10 protein-coding genes and 1 pseudogene are annotated in these 12,359 nt (G+C 71.5%); 4 read left to right on the plus strand and 7 right to left on the minus strand.

The genetic code is table 11. From position 1 onward, the window contains the following. Positions 1–40 precede the first annotated feature (40 nt). Positions 41–1,552, minus strand: coding sequence for a leucyl aminopeptidase (locus AB0H78_RS28055; protein ID WP_363237397.1), 1,512 nt, complete (start codon positions 1,550–1,552; stop codon positions 41–43). Between the two features lie 82 nt (positions 1,553–1,634). Beyond that, a complete protein-coding gene (locus AB0H78_RS28060) occupies positions 1,635–2,402 on the minus strand; it encodes an adenosylcobinamide-GDP ribazoletransferase (RefSeq protein WP_363237398.1) in 768 nt (255 codons plus the stop codon). Positions 2,403–2,470: 68 nt separating this feature from the next. Between AB0H78_RS28060 and AB0H78_RS28065 the strand changes: the two genes are divergently transcribed. Then, positions 2,471–3,247, plus strand: coding sequence for a hypothetical protein (locus tag AB0H78_RS28065; protein WP_363237399.1), 777 nt, complete (start codon positions 2,471–2,473; stop codon positions 3,245–3,247). Here AB0H78_RS28065 and AB0H78_RS28070 read toward each other — a convergent pair. The 3 genes from AB0H78_RS28070 to cobT form a co-directional block, all read right to left on the minus strand. Beyond that, positions 3,175–3,903: a hypothetical protein gene (locus tag AB0H78_RS28070; protein ID WP_363237400.1), complete on the minus strand. Its 729-nt coding sequence runs from the start codon at positions 3,901–3,903 to the stop codon at positions 3,175–3,177. The genes AB0H78_RS28065 and AB0H78_RS28070 overlap by 73 nt on opposite strands. Next, complete coding sequence (locus AB0H78_RS28075) at positions 3,900–5,672, minus strand: phosphatidylglycerol lysyltransferase domain-containing protein (protein WP_363237401.1); 1,773 nt, start codon at positions 5,670–5,672, stop codon at positions 3,900–3,902. Before AB0H78_RS28075 ends, AB0H78_RS28070 begins: the two co-directional genes overlap by 4 nt. Before the next feature lie 83 nt (positions 5,673–5,755). Next, entirely contained in the window at positions 5,756–6,817 is a 1,062-nt protein-coding gene (gene cobT / locus AB0H78_RS28080) for a nicotinate-nucleotide--dimethylbenzimidazole phosphoribosyltransferase (protein WP_363237402.1), read from the minus strand. A gap of 603 nt (positions 6,818–7,420) precedes the next feature. On the opposite strand from cobT, the pseudogene AB0H78_RS28085 reads away from it, so the two are divergent. Both AB0H78_RS28085 and AB0H78_RS28090 read left to right on the plus strand, forming a co-directional pair. Beyond that, positions 7,421–8,614: pseudogene (locus AB0H78_RS28085) on the plus strand (ACP S-malonyltransferase); the annotation flags it as partial. A 226-nt stretch (positions 8,615–8,840) separates the two neighbouring features. Further along, entirely contained in the window at positions 8,841–9,818 is a 978-nt protein-coding gene (locus tag AB0H78_RS28090; protein ID WP_363237403.1) for a class I SAM-dependent methyltransferase, read from the plus strand. On the opposite strand, the gene AB0H78_RS28095 is transcribed toward AB0H78_RS28090, so the two are convergent. Beyond that, positions 9,819–10,664 (minus strand): class I SAM-dependent methyltransferase, encoded by an 846-nt coding sequence (locus tag AB0H78_RS28095; protein WP_363237404.1) that lies wholly within the window; start codon positions 10,662–10,664, stop codon positions 9,819–9,821. Positions 10,665–10,717: 53 nt separating this feature from the next. Beyond that, entirely contained in the window at positions 10,718–11,923 is a 1,206-nt protein-coding gene (locus AB0H78_RS28100; RefSeq protein WP_363237405.1) for a bifunctional adenosylcobinamide kinase/adenosylcobinamide-phosphate guanylyltransferase, read from the minus strand. Between the two features lie 85 nt (positions 11,924–12,008). On the opposite strand from AB0H78_RS28100, the gene AB0H78_RS28105 reads away from it, so the two are divergent. Beyond that, positions 12,009–12,218 (plus strand): hypothetical protein, encoded by a 210-nt coding sequence (locus AB0H78_RS28105; protein WP_329116179.1) that lies wholly within the window; start codon positions 12,009–12,011, stop codon positions 12,216–12,218. The last annotated feature ends 141 nt before the right edge of the window (positions 12,219–12,359 follow it).

Genomic DNA, 12,359 nt, shown 5'->3' on the forward strand with positions numbered 1-12,359 from the left:
GCCCCGGGCGCACCCGGGGCCGTACAGCGGAAAACCTGGCTCAGCCGAGGTCGCCCGCGGCCGTGCGCTCGGCGAGGCGGACCAGCGTCCGGATCGCGGAGCCCGTGCCGCCCTTGGGCGTGTAGCCGAACGGGCCCTGCTCGTTGAACGCGGGACCGGCGATGTCCAGGTGCGCCCAGGCGGTGTCCGCCGGGATGAACTCCTGGAGGAACAGACCGGCGACCAGGCCGCCGCCCATGCGCTCGCCCATGTTGGCGATGTCGGCGGTGGGGGAGTCCATGCCCTTGCGCAGGTCGCTCGGGAGCGGCATCGGCCAGGACTGCTCGCCGACCTCTTCCGCGATCTCGTGGATGGCCGTACGGAAGGACTCGTCGTTGCCCATGATGCCGAAGGTGCGGTTGCCCAGCGCCATCACCATGGCGCCGGTCAGGGTCGCCACGTCGATGATCGCGTCCGGCTTGTCCTCGGCGGCCTTGGCGAGCGCGTCGGCCAGTACGAGACGGCCCTCGGCGTCGGTGTTGAGGACCTCGACCGTCTTGCCGCTGTACATGCGCAGGACGTCACCCGGGCGGGTGGCGTTGCCCGACGGCATGTTCTCGGCGAGCGCCAGCCAGCCGGTCACGTTGACCTGCAGGCCCAGGCGCGCGGCGGAGACGACGGACGCGAAGACGGCGGCCGCACCGGCCATGTCGCACTTCATCGTCTCGTTGTGGCCGGCCGGCTTGAGCGAGATGCCGCCCGAGTCGTAGGTGATGCCCTTGCCGATGTAGGCGAGGGACTTGACGGCCTTGGGGTGCGTGTACGAGAGCTTCACCAGGCGCGGGCCGTGCTCCGAGCCCTGCCCGACGCCCAGGATGCCGCCGAAGCCGCCCTTGATCAGCGCCTTCTCGTCGATGACCTGGACCTTGATGCCGTGCTCCTTGCCCGCGGCGGTGGCCACGGCGGCGAAGGACTCGGGGTAGAGGTCGTTCGGCGGGGTGTTCACCAGGTCACGGGCCCGGTTGATCTCCTCGGCCACGGCGGTCGCGCGCTCGGCGGCGGCCTTGTGGGCCTTGTCGCGCGGCTTGGCGCCCAGCAGGGCGACCTCGGCGAGCGGGCCCTTGGCGCCGTCGGCCTTCTCCTGGTAAGCGGTGAAGGCGTACGCACCGAGCAGTGCGCCCTCCGCGATCGCGGCGACGTCCTCGGCGGCCTCGACCGGCAGCGCGAACGCGGCCTTCTTGGTGCCGTGCAGGGCACGCGCGGCGGAACCGGCGGCACGGCGCAGCGCCTCTTCGGCGTACGCCTCGTCCTTCTCCGGTACGGAGCCGAGGCCGACGGCCAGCACCAGCGGGGCCTTCAGGCCGTTGGCCGCGGGAACCTTGGTCACCTCGCCCTCGGCGCCCGAGGCACCCAGGGTCTCCAGGACGGCGGCCAGCTTGCCGTCGAACGCCTTGTCCACGGCCTCCGCGCCCGGGGTGACCACAGGGCCCTTGGGACCCTTGGCGATGCCGACGACGATGGCATCGGCGCGCAGGGTGGCCGCGCCGGCCGTGCTGAGAGTGAGAGCAGTCACGGTGGTGAAATCTCGCTTCCGTTGAGTTCGTTGGTGGCCGACGGATGGGGCCGCCCCGTCGAGAGCCTACGCTCGGTGACGACTACCGGCTCCACGCCAGTACGACCATTGCGGTGGTGGCCGCCGTTTCGGCCAGTGCGCCGAACACATCGCCGGTCACCCCGCCGAACCGCTTCAGGCAGTGCCGGAGCAGGAGTTGGGCCGCTGCGAGCCCGGCCGCCGCGGCCAGCGCATGATGGATCGCACTGTACGGACCGAAGGCCCGACCCGCGCCCGCGCAGGCGGCGATGGCCACGGCTGCGACGGTCAGTGCGGACCGCACGGGCACCACTCCGGCGACCGCGGCGCCCAGGCCCTCGGGGCGGGCCGCGCCCACGCCCGCGCGGGAGGCGAGGGTGAGCGCGAGGCGGGCGGTGACGGCGGAGACGGCGGCTGCGATCGCTCCGTGCGCCCAGCTCTGTTCGTACAGCTGGCAGAGGGCCGCGACCTGCGCCATCAGGACGAAGAGCAGGGAGATCACGCCGAACGGGCCGATGTCCGACTGCTTCATGATCCGCAGCGCGTCCTCGGCCGGCTTGGCGCTGCCCAGACCGTCGGCCACGTCCGCCAGGCCGTCGAGGTGCAGACCGCGGGTGAGCGCCGCGGGTACGGCTGCCGAGGCGACCGCCGCGAGCAGCGGACCCGAACCGAGCAGCAGGAACGCCCCGCCCGCCACGGCCGCCGCGAGGCCCACGACCAGCCCGGCCAGCGGTGCGCAGAGCATTCCCGAGCGGGCCGCGTCCCGGTCCCAGCGGGTCACCCTGACCGGGAGGACCGTGAGGGTGCCGAAGGCGAAACGTATGCCGTCCATGGCGCGCAGATTAGCCGCAGCCGACCGACACTGAAGTGCGCATAACCGGCAATTGGGAAGCGGGTGGCATGGGTCACTGGTGGGAGCGCGACATCCTGGAACCGGGCAAGCTGCCGCTGCTCCTCGCCCTGGTCTCCTTCGTGCTGTCCTTCATCGTCGTGCGCACGATCGCCCGGCTGATCCGGGCGGGCCGCGGGCCCTTCAGGAACATCACCCCCGGCGGGCTGCATGTGCACCACGTGGTGCCCGGTGTCGTCCTGACCATCGTCGGCGGCTTCGGCGCGGTGACCAGCGGGCGGCACGGATTCGGGGCCGCGGTCTGTGCGGTCCTCTTCGGTACGGGCGCGGGGCTCGTCCTCGACGAGTTCGCGCTGCTTCTGCACCTCGACGACGTCTACTGGAGCGAACAGGGCCGCAAGAGCGTGGAGATCGTGGTGCTGACCGCCGCGCTGGTGGGCCTGGTCCTCGGCGGCTTCCTGCCCTTCGGGGTCGACGGGCTCTCGCCGAAGGAGCAGCACGACAGAGGGCTCGTGGCGAGCAACACCATGCTGAACTTCCTCTTCGCGCTGCTCGCCCTGGCCAAGGGGAAGCCGCGGACCGCGCTCATCGGCGCGGTGGTGCCCTTCGTCGCCCTGATCGGCGCGATCCGCCTCGCCCGCCCCGTCTCTCCCTGGGCCCGCCGCTTCTACCGCCGCCACCCCCGCCGTCGCGCGCGGGCCATGCTGCGGGCCTACCGCCACGACCGCCGCTGGGCGTCGCCCCGGCGGAAGTTTCAGGACCTGATCGGCGGGGCCCCTGACCGGGTCTCGCTCCGCGGCAGGGGCTCGTCCGGCGACCGGAGCTGACGACGGCGGTCGTACCGCGCGGTGCATGCGATCACCAGCAGTACGGCCACGATCGCCGCGATGTGCTCCCGGCCCGCCAGATTGTTCTTGATGAGCACCTCGCCGATCATCGAGGCGATCACCACGCCCGCCGTCCAGTAGGCGCGGTAGCGCCAGCAGACGTACACGGCGAGGCCCACGACCGCGGCCGAGGGCCCCGTGTCGACGATCTGTGCGTCGGATGCGGGCAGCCCGAAGACGCCGTCGGGGCCGAGGGCGATGCCGATCCGCGCGTACATCGTCCCGGCCAGGGTGGTGAGGTAGGCGATCAGCATCGTCTGCTTCCAGCCGATGCAGATCTCGGCGATCCCGAAGACGATCAGGATCTGCGCCAGCGCACCCCAGACGGGCAGGTCGAGCGCCGGCACGAAGAGCGAGAGGGGCGTACGGAGCAGGGCGAGCCAGAGCGAGTCCTCGGCGCGTACGAATCCGATGTTCTGGACCGGCTCGAAGCCCCAGTCCTGGTTCTGCACGATCTGGAAGAGCCCGGTGAGGCAGACCGCGGTGATGGTCACCGGGATCGCCCGCCACCGTTCGGCGCGCAGCACCATCCAGACGGTTCCGAACAAGGGCCCCCACTCACGGCGCACGAAGGTGCGCACCGGGCGCAGGTTCATCTCTTGCTCCCCAGGTGCCTGCGGTGGAGCCACTTGGGCAGCCCGGGGGCCTCAAGGAAACCTTCGGCGCGCGCCGAGGCGATCCCGATGCGCAGCAGGTCTGCGCTCTTCTCGAAGAGCATGAATCGTGGCTCCCAGATCGGCCGGTACTTGGCGTTGGCGCGGTACAGCGACTCGATCTGCCACCAGCGGGAGAAGAAACTGAGCAGTGAGCGCCACAGTCTCAGCACCGGTCCGGCGCCGAGTTTCGAGCCACGTTCGAAGACAGACCTGAACATCGCGAAGTTCAGTGAGACCTGGGTGATCCCGATCTCCTTTGCGCGCTGCAGCAGTTCGATGACCATGAACTCCATCAGGCCGTTCTCGGAGTCGCGGTCACGGCGCATCAGGTCGAGGGAGAGCCCCTTCGGCCCCCACGGCACAAAGCTCAGCACGGCACGCAATTGCCCCTCCCCGTCGGAGCATTCCAGCATGACGCAGCGTCCGTCGCCAGGATCGCCGAGCCGCCCGAGTGCCATGGAGAAGCCGCGTTCGGTGGCGCCGTCCCGCCAGTCGTCGGCGCGCTCCAGGAGCGTGTCCATCTCCTCGGCGGGGATGTCCTCGTGGCGGCGGATGTTCACGGTGTAGCCCGCGCGCTTGACCCGGTTGTAGGCCTGGCGGACGGTGCGCATCGCGCGCCCTTCCAGGGTGAACTCGTCGATCTCCACGATGGCTTCGTCGCCGAGTTCCAGCGCGTTGAGACCGTGCCGGGCGAAGATCGTGCCGCCCTCCTCGCTGGCGCCCATGACCGCGGGGATCCAGCCGTGCTCGCGCGCCTCGGCCAGCCAGGGTTCGATCGCGCCGGGCCAGGCCTCCGGGTCGCCGATCGGGTCACCGGATGCGAGGGAGACCCCGCCGACCACGCGGTACGTCACCGCCGCCTTGCCGGTGGGCGAGAAGATGGCGCTCTTCTCGCGGCGCAGCGAGAAGTAGCCGAGCGAGTCCCGGTCCCCGTTCTTGTCGAGGAGGGTGCGCAGCTGCTCCTCTTCCTCCTCGCTGAGCGGGTCGACGGCGCGGCGCGAGCGGAAGGCCGCGTACAGGACGGCGAGCAGCAGCAGGGTGGAGACGATGTTGATGATGACGTTGACCCAGCCGGGCGTGTGGACGCCATGGATGTGGGAGTCGTTGGGGACCAGCGAGATCAGCCGCATCACGCCGTAGCGCCAGAGGTCCAGGAAGTCCGCCTTGTAGCCGTCCTTCGCGCTGTTGGTGGCGGAGACGAGGAGGGCGGCGAGGAGCGAGGAGATCAGCAGGCCGCCGGCGGCGACGGCCGTGGCGAGCTTGGGGTTGGAGCGGTCGCCCTTGGCGTAGAACTCCCGCTTGCCGAGCACCAGGGCCGCCACGAACGCGGCGGTCAGGGCGATCGAGACCCAGTTCTGGGCGTAGCGGCGGAACGCGGCGTCGACGGCCATCGCCAGGGCGAACAGCAGCAGGAAGAACCAGGCCATGACCGAGTTCATGATCCATGCCGCGCGCTTGCGCCGGCGCATCGTGATCGCCAGGAACATCGTGAAGGCACCCGAGGCGAAGCCTGCCGTCAGCAGGTACGGGGTGAAGAAGTCGTCGACGTTGTGCCGTTTGATGTCCTGCCCGAAGGAGACCCAGAAGGCGCTGAGCAGGTTGATGAACGTGACGACCCGCAGGTACCAGACGGCGAATCCCGCACTTCTGCGGGACAGCGGTGTGGACCGGTCGGATGCTCCATCGATGGACAAACGGACTTCTCCCATGAAACGCGATGATATGGGGCATTGCGCTTCATGACGGCCCTACGTCGCGGCCGGTGATGTCCCGGCGGCCCCGACGCGTGGTGTCAGACCGTCTTTTCCTCCGTGCGCTCGGGCAGCTCGGCCGCCAGAGCGGCCGCGGCTTGTACGAGCGGAAGTGCGAGCAGCGCCCCTGTTCCTTCTCCCACAGTGACGCCGTGGTCGAGCAGGGGGTTGAGTGCCATCCGGTCCAGGGCCTTCGCCTGGGCGGGCTCACCGCTGAGCTGACCTGCGAGCCAGGCGTCCGGGGAGCGGAAGGCGGCCCGCTGGGCGACCAGGGCACAGGCCGATGAGACCACCCCGTCCAGGATCACCGGCATCCGGCGGACCGAGCTCTGCAGCAGGAAGCCGGTGATCGCGGCCAGGTCGGCGCCGCCGACCGCGGCGAGCAGCTCCAGGAGGTCGCCCAGGACCGGGCGGGCCCTGCGCAGTGCGTCCCGTACGGCCCCACACTTGCGCATCCAGGCCAGGTCGTCGATGGGAGCGCCGCCGCGCCCTGTGACCACCGAGGCGTCCGTTCCGCAGAGGGCCGCGATGAGGGTGGCGGCCGCGGTGGTCCCGCCGACGCTCAGGTCGCCGAGCACGACCAGGTCGGTGCCGGAGTCGGCCTCCTCGTCGGCGATCTTCATGCCGAGCCGGACGGCCTGCTCCGCCTCCTCGGTGGTGAGGGCGTTCTCGATGTCGATACGGCCGCTGCCGCGCCGCACCCGGTGGCGTACGACGTCCTCGGGCAGCAGCTCCGGGTCGCAGTCGAGCCCCGCGTCGACGACCCGCACGGGGACGTCCAGGCGGCGGGCCAGCACCGAGACAGGGCTGGCGCCTTCCAGTACCGCCCGTACGAGAGCGTGCGCGCTCCCGGCCTCACGGGCCGAGACGCCGAGGCCCGCGACCCCGTGATCGCCCGCGAACAGCACCACGCGGGGCCGGGCGACGGGCCTGACCGGGACGGCGGCCTGGGCGACCGCGAGCCACTCGCCCAGCTCGTCGAGGCGGCCGAGCGCGCCGGCGGGAACGGCCAGCCTCTCCCGGCGTTCCTCGGCGTCGCGCCGCACGCCGCTGTCGGGGCGTTCGATCAGATCGGAGAAGTCGTCGAGATTCAGCGCGCTCATTCGCCGAACAGTACCGGCAGCCCTCCTGACGGGATATCAGGGGGAATCAAGGCCCAGTTACGCCATGTGACCGATCATGCGCGGGGAGTGATTGCAGCCTCAGGGATGGTGCCTTACGTTCCCCTTTGTATCGGATTGTCGTATTGCTGTCTCCCGCCCGCAGTGATCCGCAGAGATGGAGCCTCTCCTGTGACGCACACCGTCATCGGCGTCAGTCCCTTCCACCGCCCCAACGCCCGCCTCGCCGCCGCCGTCGGCCGCGCAGGCGGACTCGGCGTGCTCGACCTCGGTGCGGGCGGCCGCCCCGCCCGTGAGGCCCTGGCGCTCGCCCGGCGGTGGGCGCCTGGCGCCTTCGGGGTGCGGATCGCCGCGGATTGCACGCTGCACCCGGACGAGCTGAACGCCCCCGACGGGACCGGGCCGCACACGGTGCTGCTCGCGCCGGACGCGCCGTGGCGGATCGCCCACGTACAAGTCCCCGAGGTGCTGGCCGAGGTGCGCTCCGCGCAGGAGGCGCGGGCCGCGGTGCGCGAAGGGGCTGCCGGGGTCGCGGTCTCGTTGGCCGTGTACGACGTGCTCACCTCCCTCGGTGTACGCCCCGACATGGCGGGCGGTCACTCCTACGGCGAACTGACCGCACTGTGTGCAGCCGGTGCACTCACCCCCGACGCGCTCCTGGAACTCAGCGCCCGGCGTGCGGAGGCGATCCTCGAGGCCGCGGGCGACGACCCCGGCACGATGGCCGCCGTCGGAGCGGGCGCCGCCGAGGTCGAGGCGGTCCTCGGCGCGGCGGGACTGGCGGGCCGGGTGGTCGCCGCCAACCGCAACGCACCGTCCCAGACGGTGATTTCGGGCCCCACGACGGCCGTCGAGCAGGCGGTGGCGGTGCTCGCCGACGCGGGCCTGTCGGCAAAAAGGCTGCCTGTCGCCTGTGCTTTCCACAGCCCGGTGGTCGCTGCCGCCGGGGACCGGTTTGCCGAGACGCTGGCGCTCTACCCGGTGCGCAGCCCCGAATTCCCGGTCTGGGCCAACCTCACGGCGGCCCGCTACCCGGCGGACTCGGGCGCGGTATGGAAGCACCTCGCCGGGCAGATCGGCTCACCCGTGCGGTTCGCCGAGCAGATCGAGGCGATGTACGAGGCGGGGGCGCGCGTTTTCGTCGAAGCAGGCCCCGGCTCGGTTCTCACGGGCCTGGTCGGCAAGATCCTCGGCGACCGCCCGCATGTCGCCGTCCCCTTCGAACCGCGTCCCGACGCGGGCCTGCGCGGTCACCTGGAGGCCCTCGCCCGGCTGGCGGCGGCAGGTGTGCCGGTCGCCGCGGCCCGTCTCTTCGCGGGGCGCGACGCGGTGGTGGCCGACCCGGCCTCCGTACCCAGGAAACCCGGCTGGACCGTCGACGGCCAGCTCGTCCGCACGGCGGACGGCGGCCTCCTGGCGGGGGCGCTGCAGCCGGCCCGGCGCATCGACATCGGCCTGAATCAGGATCGGGAGACGACTGTGTCCGACGCGGACGCCCTGCTGAACGAGTTCCTGCGCACGAGCCGCGAGATGGTGGCGGCGCAGCGGGACGTGCTGATGACGTACTTCGGGGCGGCCGGTGCGGTGGCTCCGGTCGTGGCACCGGTGGTGGCCGCGGTCGAACCGGTGGCTGCCGTCGAGCCGGAACCCGTTGTCGTCACGGCCGTACCTGCCGTTGCCGAGCAGGTGGATGTGCTGCAGGTGGTGCTGGCGGTGATCAGCGAGCGTACGGGTTATCCGGTGGAGATGATCGAGCCGGATCTGGATCTGGAGGCTGATCTCAGTGTCGACTCCATCAAGCGCACTGAGATTGCCGGAGAGTTGGGCAAGCGGCTCGGTGACACCGGCATGGATCTGCGGTCGTTGCCGGACGCGGAGCTGGAGGAGCTGACACGGGCACGTACGGCCGCGGCGATCGCCGACTGGCTGCGGGCCAGGATCGACGGAGGCACCCCGGCCGCAGCCGAGCCCCCGGCCCCCGCTTCCGGGCCTGGACCGCTTCTTCATGCCGCGCCGCACCACCTGCTCCTGGTGCGAGTCGCCCCGGCTCAGCGAGCACATCCGCACCACGGACCTGGTCCAGCACAAGCCGGGTGTCTTCGTCATCGACCGCTGCGACGACTGCGGACACTCCTTCCAGAACCCCCAACTGACCCCGGAGGGGCTGGAGTTCTACTACCGCGACTGTTACGACGGCCTCGGCGAGGAAGCCACCGCCAAGATCTTCAACGGCAATGGATCGACCACCTCGTACCGCGGCCGGGCGGCCTCCGTGGCCCGCTTCGCCCAGCCCGAGCGCTGGCTCGACGTGGGCACCGGGCACGGCCACTTCTGCGCCGAGGCGAAGAAGATCCTCCCCGCCACGGTCTTCGACGGCCTCGACGTCAGCGACGGCGTGGAGATCGCCCGGCGCGAGGGCCGTGTCGACACCGCGCACCGAGGCTTCTTCCCCGACCTCGCCTCCACGATGCCCGGCCAGTACGACGCCGTGAGCATGTTCCACTACCTGGAGCACACCATCGACCCGCGCGCCGAACTCGCGGCAGCACACGAGGCGTTGAGCCCGGGCGGGCACCTCGTCATCGACGTGCCCGACCCGGAGTCGCTGATGGGCAAGGTGCTCGGCCGCTGGTGGATCTGCTGGTTCCAGCCGCAGCACCTGAACTTCATCACCCGCCGCAACATCCGCCGCGCCCTGGAGGAGACCGGCTTCACCGTCGTCGCCGTGGAGCGCCGCGACCCGCACATCCCCGCCGACCTCGTCGCCGCACTCGCGCTCTGGATGGGCGAGAAGGTGCCGCGCGGCAACGCCCCGTGGTTCCCGAAGGTGCCCAGCAAGAGCCGGCTGCGGCTGCGCGAGGCCCTGTTCCGGCTGGCGATCCCGCTCTTCCTGGCGGCGTACGCAGTCGACCGGCTGGCCGCGCCCCTCGCGCGCCGCACCTCCCTCTCCAACGCCTACCGGATCGTCGCGCGCCGCAACTGATCAGTCCGCGAAGCCCAGTTGGGTCACGGCGGGCGAGATGGAGCGGAACACCGGGATGCGGTGCTGATGGTGGATCAGGGATCCCCGCAGCCCGCGTCCCGGCGGCATGGTCAGCGCGCGGACCCCGGTGATGCCCGGGTGAGCGGTCCGCAGCAGGTCGCGGTGTTCCCCGGCCATCGACCAGTTCATGGGCGGTACGGGCAGGTCGTTCATCCGTACGAGACCCTTCCGGGTCAGCCGGGTCACCCACGGCGCCATCGAGTCGAGCACCATCGCCCCGCCGGGGAACCGCTCGGCGCACGCCGCGAGAATCGACCGCACCTCACCGGGCCGCAGATACATCATGAGCCCCTGCGCGGTGACGATGACGCCCTTGTGCGGATCGGCGACCTCGTCCAGCCACCCCAGATCGGTGGCGCTCCCCGCACGCACCCGGGCCCTGCTGTGCGCGGGCAGCAGCCGCGAGCGCAGTTCGGCCCCCTCGGGCAGCTCCACCGACAGCCATTTCAGCCGCCCGTTGTCGACCCGCCAGAAACTGGTCTCCAGACCCTCGCCGAGGGCGACGACGGTCGCCTCCGGGTTCTGCCCGATGTACCGCCGCACCGCCAGGTCGTACGTCAGCGAACGCAACCCCTGCACCTGCGAGAACAGCGCACTGGGCGCCCCCAGCCGCTCCTCGAAGGGATAGTCCAGCGCGTCCATCAGCTCGACGGCCATCGGATCGTGCAGCACGGCATCGGGGCGCCGCGCCTCGCAGGCCCGGTTGTAGAGCGTCCACAGCAGGGTCTCGGGGACCCCGTCGAGCTCGGGACGTACCTTCTCGTCTGCTTCTGAAGTGATGGTCACTCCCGTACCCCTAGCCGCTCACGCCCCCGGGGCAAGCAGCCACGGGCGGACAGTCACCCGCGCAGCGCAAGCGCCTGCCCTGCGACGACCAGCAGCACGTGCTCGCACTCGCCGGCGAACGCCGCGTTGAGCCGCCCCAGTTCGTCGCGGAAGCGCCGCCCCGACGCGGTGGCGGGGACGACCCCGCTGCCGACCTCGTTGGACACGGCGACGACGGTGCGCCGCGTCGCCCGTACGGCCGCGACCAGCTCGTCCACCCGCGCCCGCAGCGCGCGCTCGCCGTCGGCCGCCCACTTGGCATCGTCCCAGGCGTCCACCTGGTCCATCGCATCGGTCAGCCAGAGGGACAGACAGTCGATGAGCAGCGCGGGCCCCTCGTCGTCCCCGAGCAGCGGCACGAGATCGCACGTCTCCTCGGTATGCCACGACCCCGGCCTGCGCTCCCGGTGCAGCCCCACCCGCGACGCCCACTCCGGGTCGCCCTCGCGGGTGCCGCCGGTCGCCACGTACACGACCTCGGGGAAGGCCTCCAGACGCCGCTCGGCCTCCACGGACTTGCCCGAGCGCGCACCGCCGAGGACCAGGGTGCGGCGCGGCAGATCGGGCACGGCGTGGTACTCGCCGACGACCAGCGTCGTCCCGTCCGGCACGGCCCGCGCACCGGCGGCGGCGAGCCTGCGGTCCAGTTCGGGCCCCGGCGGCACGTCATGGCCCAGGTGTACGGCGACGATGTCCGTCGTCGCGCCGATCGCACCCGCGGCCCGCAGCCTGGCCAGCGCGTCGGGGCGGCCGAGCACGTCGGCGACGACCATGTCGTACGTGTGCGGGCTGCCGTCCGCCAGACCTGCGGGGGAGCCACCGGGCGGGAGATACAGCAGCCGCTCGCCCTCCGGGGAGGTCACCTCGTACCCCGTACCCGGCGAGTCCAGGGCCACGGCCCGCACCCGGTGCCCGTCGAGCAGCGAGAGCACGCGCCCGTCCGGGATACGGGCGGCGGGCGGCAGCCCAGGAGGCAGCTCGACGGCGGGACCGTCGTGCGGGTGGGTCAGCAGGACCTGCCGTACGCCCGTGAGCGACTGCCCGGCGCGTGCGGCCGCGAAGGCCGCCCCCGGGGTGAGGTCGAGCAGCAGCGCGCCGTCCAGCAGCAGCGCGGTCGCCGCGCGCGCACGGTCCCCGCGGGCCGTGGCGCATGCGGCGCAGGGGCAGTCGGGACGGGGCAGTCCGTCGGGGGCGCCGGTACCCAGGAGAGTCAGTTCCACAGGACGATCCTCCCGCGTCACCGCAGGTGCTGCGCGCCCGGCTACGCTGCCAGCAGCAGATCGGGTCGTAATCCAGGAGGCTGACATGGCGTGGACGTGGCGGTTCGAGAAGACGGACGGGACGGAGACTCAGCCGGCGGTGCAGCCCGAGGACTTCACCACCCAGGGGGATGCGGAGTCGTGGATCGGCGAGGCGTGGAAGGAGCTCCTCGAGGGCGGCGCGGACCAGGTGGTCCTGTTCGAGGACACGACGAAGATCTACGGACCGATGAGCCTGCACGCCGAACAGGCGTAATTCTCAGCCCCTCCGGCGCTTGAGGGCGGTCCGGGGTCCGACCCCCGGCCCGCCCCCCCCCCCCCCAAAAAAAGCACACCCGGTGCGGGGCACGCCACTATGATGGCGGCCCGTCCGAAAGACACGAGAACAAAAAGGCCG

The organism is Streptomyces sp. NPDC050738 (genome assembly GCF_040654175.1).
GTDB lineage: Bacteria > Actinomycetota > Actinomycetes > Streptomycetales > Streptomycetaceae > Streptomyces.